The sequence below is a fragment of the Alteromonas sp. LOR genome (assembly GCF_000753865.1).
Taxonomy (GTDB): domain Bacteria; phylum Pseudomonadota; class Gammaproteobacteria; order Enterobacterales; family Alteromonadaceae; genus Alteromonas.
This window is the reverse complement of record NZ_JQFW01000002.1, coordinates 150,570-171,726: the sequence shown is the minus strand read 5'-3', so window position 1 is coordinate 171,726 and position 21,157 is coordinate 150,570. Positions and strand designations below refer to the sequence as shown.

The 21,157-nt window shown below is 44.2% G+C and carries 21 protein-coding genes; 15 read left to right on the top strand and 6 right to left on the bottom strand.

Annotated features, from left to right (window positions below; genetic code table 11):
- Nucleotides 1-262: 262 nt before the first annotated feature.
- Nucleotides 263-532, bottom strand: coding sequence for a DUF6471 domain-containing protein (locus JV36_RS0101485; RefSeq protein WP_268746526.1), 270 nt, complete (start codon nucleotides 530-532; stop codon nucleotides 263-265).
- A 257-nt stretch (nucleotides 533-789) separates the two neighbouring features.
- Between JV36_RS0101485 and JV36_RS0101480 the strand changes: the two genes are divergently transcribed.
- From JV36_RS0101480 to JV36_RS0101440, 9 genes are all read left to right on the top strand, one after another.
- Nucleotides 790-1,179, top strand: a complete 390-nt coding sequence (locus JV36_RS0101480) for a DUF2170 family protein (RefSeq protein ID WP_032097124.1) — start codon at nucleotides 790-792, stop codon at nucleotides 1,177-1,179.
- Between the two features lie 23 nt (nucleotides 1,180-1,202).
- Nucleotides 1,203-1,883, top strand: coding sequence for a PspA/IM30 family protein (locus JV36_RS0101475; RefSeq protein ID WP_032097125.1), 681 nt, complete (start codon nucleotides 1,203-1,205; stop codon nucleotides 1,881-1,883).
- A 117-nt stretch (nucleotides 1,884-2,000) separates the two neighbouring features.
- Nucleotides 2,001-3,056: a potassium channel protein gene (locus JV36_RS0101470; protein WP_032097126.1), complete on the top strand. Its 1,056-nt coding sequence runs from the start codon at nucleotides 2,001-2,003 to the stop codon at nucleotides 3,054-3,056.
- Nucleotides 3,057-3,089: 33 nt separating this feature from the next.
- The gene (locus tag JV36_RS0101465; protein WP_032097127.1) at nucleotides 3,090-3,734 is read left to right on the top strand and encodes a YjfK family protein; all 645 of its coding nucleotides are present in this window, start codon (nucleotides 3,090-3,092) and stop codon (nucleotides 3,732-3,734) included.
- A gap of 11 nt (nucleotides 3,735-3,745) precedes the next feature.
- Complete coding sequence (locus tag JV36_RS0101460; RefSeq protein WP_032097128.1) at nucleotides 3,746-4,165, top strand: DUF350 domain-containing protein; 420 nt, start codon at nucleotides 3,746-3,748, stop codon at nucleotides 4,163-4,165.
- 132 nt (nucleotides 4,166-4,297) lie between these two features.
- Nucleotides 4,298-4,951, top strand: a complete 654-nt coding sequence (locus JV36_RS0101455) for a DUF1190 family protein (protein ID WP_052010307.1) — start codon at nucleotides 4,298-4,300, stop codon at nucleotides 4,949-4,951.
- A gap of 1 nt (nucleotide 4,952) precedes the next feature.
- Nucleotides 4,953-6,119 carry a glutathionylspermidine synthase family protein gene (locus JV36_RS0101450; RefSeq protein ID WP_032097129.1) on the top strand — a complete coding sequence of 389 codons (1,167 nt, stop codon included), beginning with the start codon at nucleotides 4,953-4,955 and terminating at the stop codon, nucleotides 6,117-6,119.
- A 186-nt stretch (nucleotides 6,120-6,305) separates the two neighbouring features.
- Complete coding sequence (locus tag JV36_RS0101445; RefSeq protein WP_032097130.1) at nucleotides 6,306-6,848, top strand: rhomboid family intramembrane serine protease; 543 nt, start codon at nucleotides 6,306-6,308, stop codon at nucleotides 6,846-6,848.
- Nucleotides 6,849-6,892: 44 nt separating this feature from the next.
- Entirely contained in the window at nucleotides 6,893-7,594 is a 702-nt protein-coding gene (locus JV36_RS0101440; RefSeq protein ID WP_032097241.1) for a VC0807 family protein, read from the top strand.
- A gap of 338 nt (nucleotides 7,595-7,932) precedes the next feature.
- Here JV36_RS0101440 and JV36_RS0101435 read toward each other — a convergent pair whose 3' ends face one another.
- Nucleotides 7,933-8,172 carry a type II toxin -antitoxin system TacA 1-like antitoxin gene (locus JV36_RS0101435; protein WP_032097131.1) on the bottom strand — a complete coding sequence of 80 codons (240 nt, stop codon included), beginning with the start codon at nucleotides 8,170-8,172 and terminating at the stop codon, nucleotides 7,933-7,935.
- 323 nt (nucleotides 8,173-8,495) lie between these two features.
- On the opposite strand from JV36_RS0101435, the gene JV36_RS0101430 reads away from it, so the two are divergent.
- From JV36_RS0101430 to JV36_RS0101420, 4 genes are read left to right on the top strand one after another with little or no spacing between them, the layout of a single operon-like run.
- Nucleotides 8,496-9,275, top strand: coding sequence for an ABC transporter ATP-binding protein (locus JV36_RS0101430; RefSeq protein WP_032097132.1), 780 nt, complete (start codon nucleotides 8,496-8,498; stop codon nucleotides 9,273-9,275).
- Nucleotides 9,272-9,433, top strand: coding sequence for a hypothetical protein (locus JV36_RS19650; RefSeq protein ID WP_160173370.1), 162 nt, complete (start codon nucleotides 9,272-9,274; stop codon nucleotides 9,431-9,433). The genes JV36_RS0101430 and JV36_RS19650 overlap by 4 nt, the downstream gene beginning before the upstream one ends.
- Nucleotides 9,418-12,339 (top strand): ABC transporter permease, encoded by a 2,922-nt coding sequence (locus tag JV36_RS0101425; RefSeq protein ID WP_032097133.1) that lies wholly within the window; start codon nucleotides 9,418-9,420, stop codon nucleotides 12,337-12,339. Before JV36_RS19650 ends, JV36_RS0101425 begins: the two co-directional genes overlap by 16 nt.
- The gene (locus JV36_RS0101420) at nucleotides 12,336-13,589 is read left to right on the top strand and encodes a lipocalin-like domain-containing protein (protein ID WP_052010287.1); all 1,254 of its coding nucleotides are present in this window, start codon (nucleotides 12,336-12,338) and stop codon (nucleotides 13,587-13,589) included. Before JV36_RS0101425 ends, JV36_RS0101420 begins: the two co-directional genes overlap by 4 nt.
- A 46-nt stretch (nucleotides 13,590-13,635) precedes the next feature.
- Here JV36_RS0101420 and glsB read toward each other — a convergent pair whose 3' ends face one another.
- The 4 genes from glsB to JV36_RS19645 form a co-directional block, all read right to left on the bottom strand.
- Nucleotides 13,636-14,544 (bottom strand): glutaminase B, encoded by a 909-nt coding sequence (gene glsB / locus JV36_RS0101415; RefSeq protein ID WP_032097243.1) that lies wholly within the window; start codon nucleotides 14,542-14,544, stop codon nucleotides 13,636-13,638.
- 107 nt (nucleotides 14,545-14,651) lie between these two features.
- Nucleotides 14,652-16,010, bottom strand: coding sequence for an alkaline phosphatase (locus tag JV36_RS0101410; RefSeq protein WP_032097134.1), 1,359 nt, complete (start codon nucleotides 16,008-16,010; stop codon nucleotides 14,652-14,654).
- 515 nt (nucleotides 16,011-16,525) lie between these two features.
- Nucleotides 16,526-17,485 carry a chemotaxis protein CheV gene (locus tag JV36_RS0101405; protein ID WP_032097135.1) on the bottom strand — a complete coding sequence of 320 codons (960 nt, stop codon included), beginning with the start codon at nucleotides 17,483-17,485 and terminating at the stop codon, nucleotides 16,526-16,528.
- Between the two features lie 115 nt (nucleotides 17,486-17,600).
- The gene (locus JV36_RS19645) at nucleotides 17,601-17,741 is read right to left on the bottom strand and encodes a hypothetical protein (RefSeq protein WP_160173371.1); all 141 of its coding nucleotides are present in this window, start codon (nucleotides 17,739-17,741) and stop codon (nucleotides 17,601-17,603) included.
- Nucleotides 17,742-18,295: 554 nt separating this feature from the next.
- On the opposite strand from JV36_RS19645, the gene JV36_RS0101400 reads away from it, so the two are divergent.
- Both JV36_RS0101400 and JV36_RS0101395 read left to right on the top strand, forming a co-directional pair.
- On the top strand, nucleotides 18,296-19,891 hold the full coding sequence (locus JV36_RS0101400; RefSeq protein WP_032097136.1) for an isocitrate lyase: 1,596 nt from the start codon (nucleotides 18,296-18,298) through the stop codon (nucleotides 19,889-19,891).
- Between the two features lie 269 nt (nucleotides 19,892-20,160).
- Complete coding sequence (locus JV36_RS0101395) at nucleotides 20,161-21,105, top strand: LysR family transcriptional regulator (RefSeq protein ID WP_032097137.1); 945 nt, start codon at nucleotides 20,161-20,163, stop codon at nucleotides 21,103-21,105.
- Nucleotides 21,106-21,157: the final 52 nt, after the last annotated feature.

Here is a 21,157-nt window from a genome sequence, read left to right as displayed (position 1 = left end):
CCGTTATGAAATTTCATACCACTTACAGCTGATTAAAATTAGTACAAACCAGCTTAATCGGTTAAGATGTAGTCCAGATAGTGATGATGTTCTCCCTGACAATTCTTTATCTTTGATACCCGGCAACGTGCTGGGTATTTTTTTGCCTGCTGCTTTTATGTCAGTCGGCGTATTGACCGTCACATTAGCCTTTGACTCTCAATTTACTGCTCGTTTATTTGTACTTGCTATTGTTCCTGCTATTTCTATTATCATACCAAGATCATGGCTGAAGGTCAGTTAAGATCTCTTCTAGCACAGCGGCGTCTAGAGGCCGAGCTTTAAGCACATAAAGAACTTGCAGCATTAAATCAGCCCCCATAATACCTTTATTCACCTTATTTCTTAAATTATCAGCACTCTGCTCGATATCAATTGCAGCGAGCCGCTGGCTTAAGTCTTGATATTTCACGCCTCGCACAGACATTTCTGACTTAATCACCCGCGCTACGGTTTGTCTCCATGCATTTTTAGCACTTAATTCTTTGTTCAACACCTGCCTCCACAACCCTTAAATTCCTCACTAAAAGCATCACTAAAAAAGACTCTTTTGTGACGTATGATTTACAAAAACACACTTTTTTACACTTAAGAAGCATATTTGTTATTGACGATTATGGCACAATGGATATACACTTCAAGTCTAGATGTTGGCGAAGATGAAAAATACTGGTTACAGTAGCAATGCCGAAGGTAACGGCACCTTTTTCATTTACGACATTATCGCTTCAATAATTTAAGGAGAACACTATGAGTTGGGAACTGGAAAGCATCGAAGCCTTACTAAAAGAGGTTGATGACTTTGTGGTAACACGAGAGGAAAATTGCTTACTCATTGCTAATCAAGATGGCATCGATGCCTGGCTAGCAATCAGTGGTGAGCAAATTTTAGTAGAAAGCCTCTTGTTTGCTGCTTCAGAAGTGAAAGACAAGCACGCGTTAGACCATGAAATACTGTCTTCTCACATGGTGTTTCCACTCACAACCGTTGGAATATCAACCATTGGTGGTGATGAGTACTACACCGCATTTGGTGCGCTAAGTGCGCAGTCTAAAGGCGAGAGTATTGTTATTGAAGTTGAAACCTTGTTTCAGAACGTTGCATCTTTCTTAGATGCTTACGAAATGCACCTTAACTAAAATTTACTTCGAAGGAGAAGCAAATGTCAGTGTGGAAAAAGTTAATTACCGCAGTAAAGGGTGGCGCTACCGAAGCAGCGCAGTCAGTGGCCGACAGTCAGGCCATCCGAATTCTGGAGCAGGAAATTAGAGAAGCGAAAGAAGAGTTACGCAAATCTGACCACGCACGTACTCAGATTCTTGCAAAATGTAAGCTGTCGCAGCAAAAAGTAGAAAGCTTTGATTCATCCATCGCAGAATATGAAGCACATGCTAGAAAAGCAGTAGATAATGATCGTCAACTTGCCCTCGACTGTGCACAAAAGGTGTCTGAGCTAAATGAAGAGCGAGCGCAAGAGCAGTCATACCTCGACCAGTTCAAGCAATCGGAAAAGCAGTTAGCGCAAAACATTCAGCAAGCTAAAGCCAACCTTCGCCGCCTTGAGCAGCAGGTTGATATGGTGAAAGCCACAGAAAGCGTGCAAAAAGCACAAGTTGCAGTGTCATCACGACACATGGGCGCAAACAGCAAAATGAAAACGGCCACAGAATCACTGTCCCGTATTCAAGATAAGCAAAAAATGCGTAATGCTGAGCTTCAAGCCGCCGAAGAGCTAGCGGGTGAAGAATCGAGTAGCGATCTTGAAAAACGACTGGCTGATGCAGGCATCAAGGGCGGAAAAACATCTGCTGACGATGAACTTGCTAGAATTTTAGGCAAGTAAAAAGATAGCCAAAAGGGGGAGCGTTTACGCTCCCCCTTTTTTTAGTTTTAGCACGGCTAGACAAGTTAAACGCTTCAAGGCACAGTTAACGCACGGAAAACACGGGTTACTTCTTTTATGTCCCCATGGATAAAACTGCGCAAAGTCATGCTGCAGTATTTCGCAGAATCTCGCTGGTATACCATTTTAGGCGTAACGGCGTTTTACGCAGTAAGTAGCTATTGGCTGCTTTATGCTGCAAATGAAAATGAGCTCATTAACAGCGTCGACTTCTTTTACTGGTTAGCAGTAACGGCCTCGACAGTGGGCTACGGCGACTTATCGCCGATAACTTCGGCGGGAAAACTCATAGTGGCGATATACGTCATTCCGCTGGGCTTAAGTATTTTTGCCATGGTTATTGGCCGATTGGCCGCGTGGGTGTCTGAACAATGGAGAAAAGGGTTATTGGGTATGACAAGCTTAGATGTTAACAACCACATACTGGTTATCGGCTGGAATGAACAGCGAACCATGCTGCTACTTAACCTCCTGTTACAGGAGCGAAATGCAATGAGCCCTAAACCTGATATTGTGCTGTGCGTAAAAGCCGATATTAGTAACCCCATGCCCGGTGTTATCGAATTTGTCAAAGTAGACTCGTTCAACAAAGATGAAGACATGGACAGAGCCTGCGTTTCCTCGGCGTCGACTATTTTGCTAGATAACCCTTACGACGACGTCACCATGACCACTGCGCTTTATTGCACGAAGAGTAACCCCGATGCACATCAAGTGGCATATTTTGAAGACGAAAGCTTAGTCGACCTGCTGCAAGACCATTGCCCTAAGGTTGAATGTACCCCCAGCGTTGCCGTTGAAATGCTGGCAAAATCAGCCTTCGACCCTGGCTCGAGCATGCTGCACCACGACCTGTTGAGTATTGATGAGGGCCAAGCCCAGTTTTCGGTAAAAATTCCAGCGTCGAGCCCTGCAATCTCAATCGCAAAGTTATTTATGAACTTGAAACGCAAGCACGACGCCATATTTATTGGTTATGCGCCACGCGGGCAAGTGAAAGACATGGTGGTGAATCCTCCATTAGAGGGCACACTGAATCCAGGTGACACCCTTTTTTATATTGCGCTAAGTCGAATCAATTCGATTGACTGGTTAACGCTGGACGCAGATTAGCCAGCAAACTAGGCTGTCAAAAAGGAACCCCATATGTTCGGTAAATTGTTTAAAAAAGCGAAACCTGCAGCACCAAAGACGCCTGAGGTGATGGGGCTGTATTTAGGCGGTTCGTTTGAACTCGATAACCTTAAAATGTCGCTGCTAGAGCCATCGCTAACCATAGAAAAAGCGGCTCGCTCGCACCTTATACAAGCTGTAGGCGAGGCACCGCTTGATACCGGCGGCACCATACTCAGATTTTATACCGATGACGATGGGTTTTTGCAGGTAATTCTCGATGGCGGAATGAGTGAAAACCACGTAACCGACGTCAAACTCTGGCATTTTTACGACACACAAACCATTGGCAGTGATGCGCAGTGGAATACGTGCTTGTCATCAATTATTAGCCAGCCAACCTATGACCTAGACGGCAACACCTTCACTCGCGTTTGGGGTGCCATTGGCGATGAGTCTCCCCCTGTGGCAGTAACAGAAACCACGTATGAGGAAGACGGTGATATTAGTAAAACAGACCAATTTATGATGCTTTACGAACGTCCAATAGATAATGAACGGGTGGAAACCCTGCTAGTCGTTGGAGAAGAGAAGCAAGTAGGTAATAATTTAGACCGATGCTTGGTAATTTCAACGGGCGTTGATATTCAACCAGCAGATATAACTATTAACGGATAGGAACAAAAAATATGACGGATACAATCATGCAATCACTTGCAGGACTAGATAACTTTGCTTTGTACTTTGGCCTTTCAATCCTGTTCTTATTTATTTTCAAATTGGTGTATGCGTTAGTCACACCGCATGACGAGTGGAAACTGGTTAAAGAAGACAAAAACGTTGCTGCAGCCATTGGTTTTGGAGGCGCTATTATCGGTTTTGCTATTGCTCTTGGAAGTGCCGCTTCAAACTCGGTTGCCGTAATCGACTTCGCCATTTGGGCCATTGTTGCCGTTATTGCTCAGTCTCTGGCTTTTGCTATTTTACGATTTAGCTTCATGCCAAAAATTGCTGAGCGCATTAACAACAACGAAATTTCTGCAGGTGTGATGCTTGCCAGTATGTCAATTGCCGTAGGCTTGCTCAACGCAGCATGCATGACCTATTAGGGAGCCGCTATGACAGACTCAACAGACAACACAAATAAACAGGGCCCGCTTGGCTCTACGTCTTTTGGTAGCAACTGCGAAAGTAGCTATAAAACCAGCTGTAAGAGTAACGTAACCAGCGAGAGCAGCTGGATGAGTACTCAAGCATTACCTGAGACGAACGCTGAGCCCGAAGCAAAAACCAAACGCAGTAAGTACATCAATTTAAGCCGGATGCGCAAAACGTTTAGCGTTAAACCCTTGGCGCTAGGCGTGGCCAGCGTAATGCTTTCTGCCTGTGGCGCCGAGCGAGAAGAAGCTAAGATTTATACATCAATTGATGACTGCAAGCAGGATTACCCTGATGCACTAGAAAAGTGTGAGGCAGCCTATAAAACCGCAGCTGATGAAGCGCTGCGCACAAGCCCACGATTTAATTCAGAATACGACTGTGAATACGAATTCGGCCCTAATCAGTGCCGCAACGTCAATACAAGTGGTGGCAGCTTTTTCATGCCGTTTATGGCAGGTTACATGGTGAGTTCACTACTCTCGCCAAACCGCTATTATTCACAACCTCTGTATACCTCATCTTCATACAACTCGCCTTTTCGCTCACGGTGGATAACGGCCGACGGACATGTGTTCGATGGCGATATTCGAAAGCGCAATTACCGAGTAAGTAAAGATCAGTTAAAACCAAAGCCTACCGTTAACCGCACTATGAAGCGAGGCGGCTTCGGCAGTAGCGTGCGCGCTAAATCGTCATGGGGTAGCAGTAGTCGCAAAGGCGGATGGGGCGGCTAGAATGTTTAGAATGCCCTGCCAGCCGCGGCCAAACTGGCAGCAGCTAGCCTCAGAGTTCGGCTTTCATTTTCATACCATGTACGGACAGCCGTATTGGGATGAAAGTGCCTATTATCAGTTTTCGCTAGCGCAAATTGAAAATGATATTGAAGCTCCCACCGCAGAGCTGCATCAGATGTGTTTAGCAGTAGTGGAGAAAGTGGTTAACAGCGAATCATTACTTCGCCGATTTGCCATACCCGAACAACACTGGGATTTGGTTCAATCAAGCTGGTTTAATGCCGACCCCAGTCTATATTCTCGTCTAGACCTCGTTTATAGCGGTTCGGGCCCTGCAAAGTTATTGGAAAACAACGCCGACACGCCCACCAGCTTATACGAATCAGGTTTTTGGCAGTGGCTGTGGCTAGAGCAGAACGTGGATAATGGGAAACTGGCTAGGCATTCAGATCAATTTAACAGCCTGCAAGAAAAACTGGTTCATCGATTCCGTGAAATCGCCAAGCATTATAATATTCAGCAACTTCACATGGCCTGTTGCAAAGATACCGATGAAGACAGAGGTACCGTGCAATACCTTCAAGATTGCGCGGCAGAAGCTGGGCTGCTCACCGACTTCGTGTTTATTGAAGACATCGGCATTGCAGATACTGGTGTGTTTACCGATTTAAACGACAGTCCCATCACAGATTGTTTTAAGCTTTATCCGTGGGAGTTTATGCTTCGGGAAGAATTCGGCGACGCACTAGCCGGTGCAGAAGTGAATTGGCTAGAGCCTGCTTGGAAATCTGTTTTATCGAACAAAGCATTGCTTCCTATGCTGTGGAAAATGTTTGAAGGCCACCCTAACCTGCTACCATCGTATTTCAGCGATGAAGCTGATAAAGCGGTTGCGGCGGGTAAATGGATTAAAAAACCATTGTATTCACGGGAGGGGGCGAACGTTTCGATTCTTCAAGATGGCAAAGAGGATGAGCTAAGCAGCGGTCCCTACGGAGAAGAAGGCTTTATTGTGCAGGCCTTTGAACCTTTGCCCACCTTTGGTGATAATTACACACTAATTGGCAGCTGGCTGGTGGATGACATGCCTGCAGGAATTTCAGTCAGGGAGGATACGTCTGCCATTACACAAGACCTCTCGCGCTATGTGCCTCACATTATTTTATAAACGAAAGGTTTTATGAACGCAAGAATCTGTAAACGAAAGATTTTATGAACCCAAGAATCTATGAACGCAGGATTTTGTGATCATGTGCGCTCTAAAACCCATATTACATGTACTACATTCTAGCACCGCAATATTAACACCGTACTACTCACAATACTTATTTAGCATTATCGTAAAGGACACGTTATGAAGTCGCTATCGATGCAGCTGCGCATCATACTTACCATAGGCGCACTGTTAATTTTAATTGAAGTGGCAAACCTTTTAACGGGTAATTCACTCAATGCCTTTGGCGTTGTGCCACGCTCTTTAAACCACTTGCCATTTATTTTTACTGCCCCTTTTCTTCATGGCACTCCTACACACTTAATGGCAAACCTGTTGCCGCTAATGCTATTCATGTGGCTAACAATGCAATGGGGCAAGCGTACTTTTATTATTGCTACTATGTGTGCGCTGCTTATTGGCGGCCTCGGCGTATGGCTGTTTGGCCGAAGCGCAACACACATTGGGGCCAGCGGTATGGTATATGGATACTTTGGCTTTTTGGTATTGGCTGGGTTTCGAAGTAATAAGATTCGATATTTGCTCATTTCCTTGGTGGTTGCTGCGCTATACGGCGGAATGTTAGTCGGCGTGCTCCCCACATCGAAATTTATTTCGTTTGAATATCATCTATTTGGCTTTCTAGGTGGGTTATTTGCCGCTTGGCACTGGGCACGGAAATAACTTTCCGTATAATCACACTACAGAATTTGAAGTTACAGATTGATATGTCAGCAGTACAACAACCTCAGCAAAAAAATCAGGGCTTTTTTGGCAACCTCGCCTTTAATATCATTATTCCCGTAGTGCTTATGAGCTATGCAAGCTCTGAGGATTATTTAGGCCCAGCGTGGAGCATAGTGGCGGCGCTAAGCTTTCCCATCGGCTACGGACTTTATGATTTAAAGCAGTCAGGTAAAGTGAATGGCTTCTCTATTCTTGGGATCATCAGCGTACTGCTTACCGGGGGATTTAGCCTATTGAAACTTCCCGCCGAGTATATTGCGATAAAAGAAGCCGCGATCCCTGGCCTTATTGGCATTGCAGTTTTAGTCACTCAATATACCGAAAAACCCTTAGTCAAGATGTTGATATTAAACGACCAAATTATCAATTGGCCTCATCTAAATCAGGTACTTGACGCCAAAGGCAAGCAGGTTGAGTTTAATAAAAAAGTGGCGGTAAGCTCGTATATTGTTGCAAGCTCTTTCTTTTTGTCTTCTGCGCTTAATTACATATTGGCAAAAATGATACTCGTCAGCGAACCTGGCACAACGGCTTACACCGAAGAGCTTGGCAGGATGACAGCGCTAAGCTACCCAGTGATCGTCATTCCCAGCATGGTGTTACTAATTGCTGCATTATGGTATCTGTTTGCTCAAATAAAGAAAATTACGGGTGAAGAGCTCGATAACTTTATTAATCAGTAGTGCTAATAAAGCGAATCTTTAGACCTGCTCGATAGGTGCCGCACCATATCTCTTGATTTATGTAGTACGGCAATTATTATCGGCTTTTCATTTGGAGGTGAATTGTAGGAGGTGAAACGTAGAAAACGAAGTGCTCTTTTACAATCGTAAATTTTACGTCGGGGAGTGTTTTAGAATAATGTTTACAGACAACAACAATTTTACCAATCTTGTCGAATTGGTTTCTCAATGCAGAGCGATATAGGTTTACTTGTGTTTCACCCCAGTTACTTAGGGTATACCTAACTATTTCGCGAATATCATTTTAAGCATCTTTTGATAGAAGATATGAAGCCAAGTTACTGATCTGCTATCTCTTCATCGCATATTTCATCGAGTGTTTTGTTTGAAATGGCACCGCTTAATGCGCTGTTGGTCCTTTTATTCAAAACGCTTTCCAACTTTTTAAATGCCTCAGATTCCTCGTGTGAAGGCAATGCACATTCTAACACATAGGTTTTTATGCTCTTGCCCTGAATAGCAGCTGCTGCTTTAAGAAACTGGTGCTGTTCTGCAGTAATATCAATTGAAAGTCTCATAGATAACTCCATAGGGGCGATGCTGAAAACGATAGTTCAGATACAACATTATGTCAATTTGTTGTTTTTTCAATTTACCTCTCTTGCCCCCATTTACCATTATTCTTATTCTTGCTATTTTTTACTGCTCCAAAAGTGGTGAGGCAACGTAATCCTATCAGTAAGACGCAATAATAGAACAAGTTAATTGTTAGATTGAGATAGAAGGCTAGCTTAAAGTTGGCGTCGGGATTGCTTTTTGAAAATCCTCCTGAGTTGCCAACCTGCGACCCTGAATGAATTGCTCTTTACTTCTATTACTCAAAACGGTCTCCCTGTCACCTATGTTAAAAATTGAAAAGTTAACAAAGTCGTTTGAAGGCGTTAGCGCACCTATTCTTTGTGATTTAGATCTTTCGGTAAATAACGGCGATTCCGTGAGTATTCAAGGGGCTTCAGGGTGTGGCAAATCAACGCTATTATCCCTTATTGCAGGCTTTGATACGCCTACCTCAGGTACCATTTCAGTTAACGATTATTGTTTGTATGAAGGCAGTAAACGCCAACCTCAGGACACCCCCTCCAATGCCCGCAACCTTCCTGCGGCCGAAAAAGGTATAGTTGGAACAGAGCCTGTTTTAAACAATGCTGTGAGAGGTAAAAGCAATGTGGATGATTTTCGTAAGAATCATTTGGGGATCGTATTTCAAAGCTATAACCTGTTTGATTGTTTTAATGCATGGGATAACATTGCGTTTACCGCGCGATTAAAAGGTAACTACAACCCGCAGTATCAGACAGAACTTATGGAACAGCTCAATATTTTGCCTCTTGCTAAAAAACCAATATCGCAATTATCGGGCGGTGAGCAACAGCGCTGTGCAATAGCAAGAGCACTGGTACACAAGCCCTCTTTAATACTCGCCGACGAACCTACCGGTAATTTAGATGAAGCCACCAGCCAAGCTGTTTCCGATATTCTCTATGACGTTTGCAGCGAGATGAACACCACATTACTGGTTGTGACACACAGCCCTGATGTGGCTCAAAAGGCGAAGTTCCCATTGTGGCTACATAAAGGCAAATTGAACGAAGAAAAATCGCAGATTAAGGAACTGCAGTGAACGCACTAATTGGCGTAAAAATGGGCGCAATAGTGATAGCAAAAGCGAGCGCAGTCGTTAATTCAACAGCTAATACAATAGTCAATGCAATAGTTAGTGCATGTGTCAAACCTGCCGATGATTTAAATGATGAAGTGTCCCTTTGCATAGAACCTTAAGCCTTACCCTTAACGCCCTTTTAGCCATGTCACGGGTAAGACCGTGGGAGCCGCTGCTCATCATGTTTGCTATCATTTTAGCAAATGCAGGCCTCATTACCGTGCTGCTCATTAACGAAGGCGCTTCACAAGGTGAGCTAGCCAGTAGCAAATCTTCTATTTTCAATGGCGGTACTATTATTTTTGTCGACAAGGCTGCTATGTCCAACAGAGCTGTGGATGAGGCTGCAAGTGAGCCTCAAATAGGTAAAGTAGGTGAAGTGGGTAAAGACTACTTCCTCAGCAAAGCTGACTATGCCAATTTGAGGATGGCAGGCTTTACCCAACTGGTAGCGTTTAGCGAGAGAGAACAAAGGTTCTCATGCGCCGAAGACGACAATAGCGACAACCAAGTAGAGACGTCACAAGCGGCTACAGAGCTGTCTCTTTTGGGAATAGATAACCAAGCCCTTTTTAGCTATCCAGTTTCTGGGGATAAAGCAGGCTCAATTTCAAATAGCATGGCTGGGTTAATGTCAACAAATGGCGGCTCCGCTCAGCCATATCATGTCGCGGGCGCCATACACCCAGCGACAAAATCAAAGCTCGGCTGCGATGTCTTGTTTTTCAGTGGCAGTCAAAAAGGCAGCCAAAAACGCAGTCAAAAAAATAGCCAACTAGCCAGTGGTGACTCACAAGACGGCGAAGCTTCTTCATCAGGAGTTTCTTCATCAGGAGCCTCTTCAGCTGCCGCTTTACCTAAGGGCCCAGCTGAAGCGGCAGGTAAAACGGCAGGTGCATTGCCGCCCTCTTCTGATATCACTTCAACGTCGTCATCCTCATCGGCCACTATTGTACAGCTAAGTGTAAGCACTGCAGTCCCTCAAGATACTGTTGTTGTGTCGCTAGCAGACTTTTATCGCCGAAATATCACTGAGGCCACTTGGCCCCTATCAGGTTTTTTGTCCTTACTTCCCCTCTCACAAAGCGATAAGCAAATCATTCAACAAAGGCTTTTAAAAACCGTTGAGTTTAAAGACATTAGTACGCAGCAAGACACCGGCTCGTTACCCGATAGTTTTAAGCTAAATTTATGGGCTATGGGCGCGTTAATGGCCGTAGTGGCGCTCTTTATTGTGTTAAACGCGCTGAACTTGATGTACCGAACTCGTTTACCCAATATTTTTAGAATGAGGCAACTGGGCGTAAGCAGCCGCCATTTAACTACTGCACTACTTGCAGAGCTTTTACTTTATTGCGTATTGAGCGTTCCCGTTGGTTGCGCCGCAGGTTTTTATGCCGCGTCAATGCTTTCACCCATCATTAGCGGCACCTTTTCTTCTCTTTTCGATGCCGTGTTTATTACCCCTGACGTCAACCTAATCAGCACACTCGCGCTCTCGGTTTTTGTTACCTTTTTATCGCTGGGCATATTTGCACTCATTCCAGCAAAACAACTCTCCACTGCATTAAGCACAAGCAAAGTAAAAGCCGCTCAGCCTATGCGAAAACGTACTGTACTTGTTTGCACGATAGCTGGCATTGCCCTTTTAGCCATTACCCAAGCGTTAATATCAACTACGCTGCACGCGCTGCTGTTTGTTGCACTATTACTGCTGGTAAGCTGTTCTCTCGTGATTATGTGGTTGCCAATACTGGCCAACGGTGTGATGAAGGTTACGCCCCCAAGTAAACCCGTTTTACACTTTATAGTGGCAAGTACTGCACAGCTTTCTTCTCGTACCCGTCTTGCCGTCTGTGCTTTTTTCATTGCGCTTACTGCTAACATTGGCATGAACGTTATGACCGATAGCTTTCGTGCGGCTACGGAAAGTTGGCTAACTCAGCGATTGTACGCCCCTGCGTATTTGTACACCGATAAAGCACTCTCTGAGCTTGTTATACCCGAAGGCGTTACCTCAACGCCATTGCTACGACTTCAAGGTAAACTCGTTGCCCAGTCTAGCGCTAATAACACCGACTCTAGTGGAAATGGCTCTAAAAGCGCGGATGCTTCTTCAATTTCAATTAGCAGTTACCCTACCCATGATAATGGTCGTAATGCCCTTGTTGTAGACTCAAGTGTTACTAATGCATGGGCGAAGTTTGAAAGTGGTGAAGGCATTTACATTAATCAACAGCTTGCGTTTTCCAATGACGTTTCACTGGGCGATACGCTTTTTCTTGAAGAGATGAAGGCCGCCAATATCGATGAGAGCTCAAACAAAAATAACCATCGTTTCTTCAATAAACCCCCCTCTTTTACCGTATTAGGCATCTACCCAGATTACGGCAATATGAAAGCGCAATTGCTGTTACCACTATCAAGCTTTAATAGAGATACCATTGGTGACGCCGCATTTTCTGGCGTGCTTGCTATCTCTTACGATCAATCTACTTTCCAGGCTGGTACACCTGAAACGCCTCAAACCTTTGAGCAGAAGGAAACAACACTCGCCACCCAGGGCAATCTCTACAGTAGAGAAGAATTACTCACGCTTTCGATGGATACCTTTGATAGAACGTTTGTCCTTACTGATGGTTTAAATATCACAACGCTGCTTGTAGCGGGAGTAGCCTTTGCAGTATCGCTAAGTATATTATCGCTCAGTAATGCATCGTCACTTACTGTACTGCGGGCGCTTGGGGTGAGTAAAACAGCAGTGAAGCTTAGCTTACTAGGACAATATATTTTTCTATGCCTACTCACCGCCTTACTTGCCGTACCGTTTGGTATTTATCTAGCGTATGTATTTATCTTCGAAGTTAATCGACTGGCCTTTAGCTGGGTGTATCCGCTAGCCGTCGACTTTGGCGTTATCGTAAGCAGCGTAACGGTTTCGCTCGTAATCATATGCTTGGTAATTGCTCTTCCATTAGGTCGGCTAAAGCCCAAAGTAGATTTACGACAGGATGCACCGCTATGAAACCTACGCTTAACCTGCTCTCGGAGATTTTTCCTACGCTCACAAAGAGAGCGGAGCCCCTCAAATTTTTCTTTCAAGTAGTATTGGCCGTTTGTGTATTAACCTGCAGTGCTTGCTCAGATGCGCCAGCGCCTTCTCGTTTCTTTGGGGATCTATCAAAAAGTAACTCTGAAGATAGCTCTGAAGAAAGCTCTGAGAATAAGTCTGAAGATGGCAGTGACACCGACTCTTCAACCGGCTCGTTTCAATCTGTGAATAAAACAACTCCTTTAGCTTTACCTAAGGATCATGGCAGCCACCCTGATTATCAGCTTGAGTGGTGGTATCTAACCTTTGTATTAGAAGATGATGATAAAAACGAATACGGCCTACAATTTACTTTGTTTCGATTTGCTACCGAAAAAGAAACTCAGATTGCAAGCTCATGGTCTACGCCACAGCAGTGGATGGGACATGCGTCACTACACGCAAAAGATGAACATTTTTTTGAAGAGCGCTTGGCTGCTGGAGGTGTAGGAAACGCCTTTGTTAAGCCAGCCCCCTTCAGCGCCGTTATTGATGACTGGTCGTGGCAATCAAAAAACGACTCTCCTTTCCCTGCAACATTACAATTCTCTATCAATAACAACGTAGATATTACTCTTTCACTCACCGCCAACGGCCCATTCGTGAAACAGGGTGATAATGGCTACAGTAAAAAAACGGAAGACGCACGCCTTCGCTCCTACTATTACAGCCAGCCATTTATAGACGCAAGCGGTACTTTTGATATCAATAACACAGCGTTTAACGTGAAGGGTTTAGGCTGGTACGATCATGAATGGACAAGTCACCTTGCTAACAGCAATGCCATGGGTTGGGACTGGTTTTCACTGCATTTAGACGACGGTAGTAAGCTGATGGCGTTTCGTATGCACGCCACTGGAGCTGGTACAAAAGGTACAAAAAATAGAGGCAATGAAATATATACAACAGCCTCTTACATCACGGCATCAGGAGATAAAGAAACACTAGCATTGAATGAAATCAGCATAATGCCTTTAGATAATGAACAAATTGCTACGTTAAACAACGAACGCGATGTGCCCACCACGTGGCAAATAACCATTCCTAGTAAAGGTGTGGATATTACTGTGTCGCCATTTAAATCTGGCCAGTGGAATAACAGCGTATTTGCGTATTATGAGGGAAGAGTAAGTGTCACCGGCACCCATAAGGGTGCTGGCTTCATGGAATTAACAGGGTATTGATATATTGAAGCTACCAAGGTTCGTAAAACGCGAGCCAATTAACGCGCTAATAAATAGACCAGTTAATTCGCTCACTTAACGAGGTTAATGCGGCCACGCCAAGTTGAGAGTTCCCGACACTGTTAAGAGCTGGCGAAAATACGCAAATGGTAAAGCGCCCTGGAACAACAGCGACAATACCGCCACCTACCCCACTTTTACCTGGCAAACCTACTTTAAACGCGAAACTACCTGCTTCATCGTACATACCGCTTGTGGCAAGCAACGCATTAACCTGCTTAGTTTGATAAGGGGTTAGCACTTGCTCATTGGCACACGCTGACATGCCCCGATTGGCAAGAAAACTGATGGAGCGCGCCAAGTCTTCACAGCTCATTTCTAAAGCGCAATTATGAAAATAGTTGTGCAACACATCTTCAACTTCATTCTCAAAATTACCGTAAGCTTTCATTAAGTAGGCCATTGCTGCATTTCTTGAGCGATGCTGAAATTCCGACTCAGCCACCACCTTGTTCACCATAATTTCGCCGTTACACGATAGACGACGAACAAAGTCCCGCATAGCGATATGAGGAGAGGCAAAACGGGACTGCACCATGTCGCTGACTACTAATGCACCAGCATTGATGAACGGATTTCTTGGCATCCCATTTTCGTATTCAAGCTGCACTAACGAGTTGAATGGCAACCCGGATGGCTCACAACCGACCCGATCCCACATGGTCTCGCCATAGTGATTAATAGCGAGTACCAAATTGAACACTTTCGAGATACTTTGAATAGAAAACGGCACACCGGCATCGCCAATCGACGTGATCTGGCCCTGAATATCGCAAATCGCAATGCCGAATTGACGTGGATTAACAGTTGCAAGGGCAGGAATATAATCAGCCACCTTACCCATACCCAGCATGGGCTCTACCTCGTCATAAATATCTTGAAGTAGCGCTCGCATGTCATCGTTCATCAAATCAATTTCTCCACCCAATCACATTTATGGCGCACTCAAGGTGCTAATACCTAATAAAGCCTAAAACCACGCTGAGTTTTTACCTCAACAAACTACTTGTTTAAAGAGCTACCGTCTAACAAGGTAAATATAGTTTTGGCAATATCCGTGTTGTCTATTTGTCCGCTAAACGACGTGGCACCTGCACCAAATGCAAACACTTCAACATCAACACCGGTATGACCTGTGGTAGTCCATCCTGTGTTTGTTTTAATATCTAAAAAGGTTTTCACTGCAGCGTATCGGGTTTCTTCATCTTGATTCGAGACACTATCTAACATAGCAAGCTCTTCACTGGTAAGCGACAGGCCTAATTGCTTTGCAGCGTATTCGCCCGGCATGTCTTCATCAACCATAGTCGCGGCTATAGTGCGTGCAGAAGCGGACATATTATGAAGATACTCTGGGCTCCAGCGGTAATCGCCACCAGCACCAATGGCCAAGCCACCCGTGCTATGGTCAGCGGTAAGCACTACCAATGTGTCTGGGTGCGTGTCTACATACTCACGTAGATACTCCATGGTTTGAGCTAAATCGTGCATTTCTGCCATGGCAGACCCCACATCATTAGCATGACCAGCCCAATCTACTTGGCTAGCTTCAACTAATAAGAAGTAACCCTTATCATTTTCAAGGTGCTTGATGGCATGTTCAGTAAGATACGCAAGGCGATCTTTGCGGTTATCGTCTAGCACCGCCGGAAGCGCGACAGGAGCGAACAAACCAATAACATCGCTTCCCGCTGGAATGGATGACAAGCCTTCGTAAGAGTCTGCGTATTCATAGCCTTCATCAACAAATTGCGATAACAGGTTTCTGTCTTCTCGCTTAAAATAAGCTGTTCCACCGCCAAGCATTACGTCAGCGACAGGCTCGCCATTTACGCGAATATCGAAAAAATCGTCGGCTATTTCGTTGTAGTTTTTGCGGCTTTCATTGTGTGCGATATAAGAGGCAGGCGTGGCGTGAACAATCTGCGAAGTAACGGCCAGCCCTGTTCTCATGCCCTTTGATTTCGCATAGTGCATAACAGAATTAACAGGCTTTTTATCAACGTCAACGCCAATAGCGCCATTATATGACTTAACGCCAGTTGCAAGTGCGGTGGCCGCGGCGGCAGAATCGGTCACGTAACCAGATACTTTAGCAGGATACGTCGATGCGTTGCCGAGAAGAATGTCATCAAAAACCACGCTCTCAATTTCAGGCGTAGCAGCATTATCGACATAATTGCGATAGGCAGTGGTATAGGCTGGTCCCATTCCATCTGCAACAATCATTATGATATTTTTCGGCGCGTTTGTTGGTGCGACTTGTTGAGCGTTATCGACACTTTCAGTCATTGTACAGCCGGCAATGAATGCGACAGACAAACTGCTTACTAATGAGGCACGTAATACGTGTTTAACCATGTTGAACTTCCCTGGGTAATAACATGCGCAATGTGTTTAGCAAAACGAAACGGCGCATACTGCTAAGTAATGTATTTAGAAATCATTGTTTTAGAAATCATTGTTCACGCCTGAGCGTCTTGGCGCTTGTTGCACTTTAATCAATATAATACAACGACGAGTTAGGCTTTAACTAAAGTGCCTTCATGTATAAGTCATTGTTTACTAATTTAAAGATACCCTCTTCTAAACGATATTTATTTAGAGGAGCATGTGCTTACAAGAGCGTGCACAAATAAGGTATTGCTTTTCTTTATGCAATTGTAAAGCAGACTCACCCCAACAACAAAACTAAAAGGTCGTAGGGGCGATGAAGTGAGGATAAAACAAGCAGAAAGGCAGATGCTGGCGCAAAATTTTAGCGCTAGCGTGTATTGTTAGCTCATAGTATTGAATTTTATTAGCTCGTGTTGCTGGGTCTTCTCTGAGATCACGTGCTAAAGCGCAGAGCCATGTCTATCTATCATGGAGGTGCTTTACTGTTTTTGCTCCGATAGATACTCGCGCATACGTTGCTGGGCAACATCTACCAGCATATCGGGCTGAAATTTAGAGATGAAACGGTCACAACCTACTTTTTCTACCATTGCATCATTGAAACTGCCGCTTAATGATGTATTAAGCGCAATAAACAATTTACTCATTCTTGGATCGCTACGAACCTCAGCAGTTAAGCGGTAGCCATCCATTTCTGGCATTTCGGCGTCAGTGAACATAAGCAAAATTTCGTCACAGGGGTTTTTACCCTCATCAGCCCATTGCTTTAACAATGCCAGTGCTTGTGCACCGTTTTTGCGCTCTATAATAGTAATACCCAGTTGTTTGAGGGTATCGCTTATTTGTTTTCTTGCCGTACTGGAGTCATCCACAATGAGCACTTTTTTATCAATAAAGTGGTTCACAATGTCAGTGTCGAGAATCTCTTCAGAAATTGAAATATCGTAATCAATAATTTCAGCAAGTACTTTTTCAACATCGATGATTTCTACCAGCTCGGTTTTACCTTCAACATTCACTTGCGTTATGGCGGTTAAATAGTTCGACTTGCCCATTCCGCTAGGAGGCGGCTGAATGGTATCCCACGAGGTGTTCACAATGCTTCTGACTTGACCAATGATAAAACCCTGAACACTGCGATTATACTCGGTAATGATGACGTTTCTGGCAGTTTCGTCCGTGGCAACACCACGCATTTTAATCGATTGGCGCAGATCGATAACCGGGATCGCACTGCCTCTATAATTCATCACGCCTCGTAAATTATCGTGGGAGCCTGGCATCGCATTGAGCTTAGGCATATCGATAACTTCTTTGATTTTAAATACATTCATAGCAAAAATATGACGTGTACCTAGCTGGAACATCAGTAGTTCCAACCTATTTTCACCAACTAACTTGGTTCTTTGGTCGACAGACGACAATACACTTTTACTCATACTACTCACTTTTGTTTAGTATTCAGAGGGCAATGAAACCAACGCACTCGTTATCAATGTTACAGCGTGACGGGCTAGACTATCAGCCTTAACGACTGGTATGAATAGATTTGCACTAAAGTCTAAGCCCTGACGCACTCTCTAATGCAGCATCTAACGCACCATCTAATGCACCATCTAATGCACCATCTAATGCAATCTCCAATTCCTCCCCAATGTAATACCCGATGTGATAACCAAAGTAAGAACCAACCAAAGCTACTTACCCCAAATAACGAATATTTGGTGCACTTCCCGCCATATTAAGTGGACTAGTTAGTAGATTTGCCAGTCGACTTTTTGGCAGAGTTGTCAGCCCTTCTAGATGAAATCTTATCCACGACCTTTTAAATATAGCCGTAAATGGCAGAATCTTCCTATTTTATTGGATATGGATAACTAGGATTTTGTCACCTGCGCCGCACAAATTTTAGCTTTATGACACATCGTATCGCTGCCAGGCTCAAAATAGTCATAGCTTGCTCTTGAAGCCTGTCCTAAAGCTATAGCCAATATCAAACCCAAAACCGATTTCAATTCAGTCGGACATTGGTCCTAACCATTCTTATATAGCCAGATGATTTCAACACCATTACATTCACAAGATAAATGACGGCAATGCAAAATATATATTTCTATTATTCCGATAACCACACTAGGATGAAATGGAACTCACGGAAACGCCCTACAGCTGAATAGTTACGAACGAAAGGCAAGCTACATAAAAAACGCGTTAACGTAAAAATATAATCATAGACGGGAGAGACGCTCATGTCGCAATACCAACAAGATATTGATAACTTCGCAACTTTAAAAGCATCACAAAAAGGCGCATGGGAAGGTATTAATCCAGAATTCGCCGCTCGCATGAAGCTTCAGAACCGTTTCAAGACCGGTTTGGATATCGCTCGCTATACAGCGGCCATCATGCGTCAAGATATGGCAGACTACGATGCCGATTCTTCACAATACACTCAGTCGTTAGGCTGCTGGCACGGCTTCGTTGGTCAACAAAAAATGTTGTCTGTTAAAAAGCATCAGGGTACTACAAGCAAAAGCTATTTATACTTGTCGGGCTGGATGGTTGCAGCGCTTCGCTCAGAGTTCGGTCCTCTTCCAGACCAATCAATGCATGAGAAAACATCGGTTTCATCACTTATCGAAGAGCTATACACATTTCTTCGTCAGGCAGATGCACGTGAATTAGGCGACCTTTTCCATAAACTTGATGATGCAAAAGCGAAAGGCGGCGACGTTGCAGCCATTCAAGCAGAAATTGAAAACTATGAAACTCACATCGTTCCAATTATTGCGGACATCGATGCGGGCTTTGGTAACGAAGAAGCAACTTATTTGCTTGCCAAGCAAATGATTGAAGCTGGTGCATGCTGTATTCAAATTGAAAACCAAGTATCAGACGCTAAACAATGTGGTCACCAAGACGGTAAAGTTACCGTTCCTCATGAAGACTTCTTAGCGAAAATTAACGCCGTTCGTTACGCGTTTCTTGAACTAGGTGTAGACGACGGTGTTATTGTTGCTCGTACCGATTCATTAGGTGCTGGCCTTACACAAAAAATACCGGTTTCTCAGTCTGAGGGTGACCTTGCGGCTCAGTACAACGCGTTCCTTAAAACTAGCGATGTTGGCGGTGCTGACGATGTTAATGAAGGCGACCTTATCCTTAAGCAAGGCGGAAAGCTTGTTAAGCCAGAGCGTTTACCAAACGGGTTGTTCAGATTTAAAGACGGCTCAGGTTTCGACCGCGTTGTTCTTGACTGTGTTACATCACTTCAACACGGTGCAGATCTTCTATGGATTGAAACTGAAAAACCTCACGTAGGTCAAATTGCGGAAATGGTTAACGCTATCCGTGAGCAAGTACCTAACGCGAAACTGGTTTACAACAACTCACCATCGTTCAACTGGACGCTTAACTTCCGCCAGCAAGTGTTCGACGCGTGGAGTGAAGAAGGTAAAGACGTTTCAGCTTATAACCGTGCAGGCTTAATGGCAGTAGAGTACGACGAAACAGAACTTGCTGCTGAAGCTGATGAGAAAATTAAGAGCTTCCAAGCAGACGCTGCTCGCGAAGCCGGTATTTTCCATCACCTAATAACGCTTCCGACGTACCACACCACGGCGTTGTCAACTGACAACCTAGCTAAAGGGTACTTCGGTGAAGAAGGTATGCTTGCTTATGTACGCGGTGTTCAACGCCAAGAAATTCGCCAAGGTTTAGCGTGTGTTAAACACCAAGCAATGGCAGGTTCAGATTTAGGCGATACGCATAAAGAGTACTTCTCTGGTGATGCAGCGCTTAAAGCATCAGGTGATGACAACACAATGAACCAGTTCGACGTTTAACGGAAAGTTCCCAACCTTTCCTTTACTGGGCACCTTCGGGTGCCCTTTTTTATAGTTATTCATAATATTTATGTTATATCTCGATAATTTCATCATTAAAAAATTGAATAACCTTGCTCGTTTTACGAGCCCTGCCAATTAAACAATTAGAATCAGAAACTTAAGGTAAGTAGTCAAATTTTAATTAAGACTAAACGCTTATCTGACAACAGACACAAAACGCTTTACAATACACTTCTTTAATCATCTTCAGAAAGAGCATTACAGCAATGAATATAGCGAAGGTCGATCTTAATCTATTGGTTTATTTAGATGTCTTACTACGAGAGGGCAGCGTAACAAAAGCGGCAAACCAATTGAGCATTACACAGCCGGCCATGAGTAACGGCTTAAAGCGTCTTCGCGACTTATTTAAAGATCCTCTTTTAGTGCGAACAAGCGACGGTATGACCCCCACTAAACGCGCATTAGAACTCCAGCCTATTATTCGCGACGTGCTCGGCCGGTTAGAAAGTTCCATTCAGCCAGAAACCGAATTTGATCCGCTAACCAGCGAGAGAACCTTTCGTATCATGACAAGTGATTATGCCGAAAGCACGCTATTGCTTGAACTTGTTGGACGTTTAGCCGAACTGGCGCCAAATATTACTTTAGATTTGATTACACCCAGTGACGTGACATTTCACGATGTAGAGCAAGGCAAGGTAGACATGGCGATAAACCGCTTTGACGAACTGCCCCTTTCGTTTCACCAAAAAGTGGTGTGGTATGACACCTTTAGCTGCGTAATGAGCGCCGACCATCCTTTAGTGCAAAAATGTGACTTAGAAAGTTACATTAACGCACAACATATTTGGGTAAGTAAGACAGGTTTTGGCGTGGGCGTTGGTATCGACCCAAATGAAGTTCAAAAGCTTGGTTGGGTAGACGCAGAGCTCACAAAAATAGGAAAGCAACGGGCCATTCGTGTATTTACACGCCATTATCATGCGGCGCTTCAAATAGCGAAAAAACAAAAACTTATTGCAACGTTGCCCAGTAAAGCAGCTAAGCTTTTCAAACACGACCCTGACGTAGTAATAAAAGAGCCTCCGTTTGATATTCCTCCTATTGCGCTTAAAATTGCATGGAGCGCACTACTTCATCACGATGCAGGTCATATTTGGCTACGCCGATTAATCAGTGATGTTGCGAGTGAAATGAATGCTGTTTAGTTGCAAATTACTATACTGGAACCACTAACATTCACAAAAATTATGACAGCAA

Bases quoted from the DNA above. Each gene is read 5' to 3' on its own strand.
- JV36_RS0101430 (WP_032097132.1), top strand. From the start codon at position 8,496: ATGTTAAAAATTGAAAAGTTAACAAAGTCGTTTGAAGGCGTTAGCGCA.
- JV36_RS0101465 (WP_032097127.1), top strand. From the start codon at position 3,090: ATGTTCGGTAAATTGTTTAAAAAAGCGAAACCTGCAGCACCAAAGACG.
- JV36_RS0101450 (WP_032097129.1), top strand. From the start codon at position 4,953: ATGTTTAGAATGCCCTGCCAGCCGCGGCCAAACTGGCAGCAGCTAGCC.
- JV36_RS0101470 (WP_032097126.1), top strand. From the start codon at position 2,001: ATGTCCCCATGGATAAAACTGCGCAAAGTCATGCTGCAGTATTTCGCA.
- JV36_RS0101445 (WP_032097130.1), top strand. From the start codon at position 6,306: ATGAAGTCGCTATCGATGCAGCTGCGCATCATACTTACCATAGGCGCA.
- JV36_RS0101405 (WP_032097135.1), bottom strand. From the start codon at position 17,485: ATGAGTAAAAGTGTATTGTCGTCTGTCGACCAAAGAACCAAGTTAGTT.
- JV36_RS0101395 (WP_032097137.1), top strand. From the start codon at position 20,161: ATGAATATAGCGAAGGTCGATCTTAATCTATTGGTTTATTTAGATGTC.
- JV36_RS0101410 (WP_032097134.1), bottom strand. From the start codon at position 16,010: ATGGTTAAACACGTATTACGTGCCTCATTAGTAAGCAGTTTGTCTGTC.
- JV36_RS0101440 (WP_032097241.1), top strand. From the start codon at position 6,893: ATGTCAGCAGTACAACAACCTCAGCAAAAAAATCAGGGCTTTTTTGGC.
- JV36_RS0101400 (WP_032097136.1), top strand. From the start codon at position 18,296: ATGTCGCAATACCAACAAGATATTGATAACTTCGCAACTTTAAAAGCA.
- JV36_RS0101475 (WP_032097125.1), top strand. From the start codon at position 1,203: ATGTCAGTGTGGAAAAAGTTAATTACCGCAGTAAAGGGTGGCGCTACC.
- glsB (WP_032097243.1), bottom strand. From the start codon at position 14,544: ATGCGAGCGCTACTTCAAGATATTTATGACGAGGTAGAGCCCATGCTG.
- JV36_RS0101435 (WP_032097131.1), bottom strand. From the start codon at position 8,172: ATGAGACTTTCAATTGATATTACTGCAGAACAGCACCAGTTTCTTAAA.
- JV36_RS0101455 (WP_052010307.1), top strand. From the start codon at position 4,298: ATGAGTACTCAAGCATTACCTGAGACGAACGCTGAGCCCGAAGCAAAA.
- JV36_RS0101420 (WP_052010287.1), top strand. From the start codon at position 12,336: ATGAAACCTACGCTTAACCTGCTCTCGGAGATTTTTCCTACGCTCACA.
- JV36_RS0101480 (WP_032097124.1), top strand. From the start codon at position 790: ATGAGTTGGGAACTGGAAAGCATCGAAGCCTTACTAAAAGAGGTTGAT.
- JV36_RS0101460 (WP_032097128.1), top strand. From the start codon at position 3,746: ATGACGGATACAATCATGCAATCACTTGCAGGACTAGATAACTTTGCT.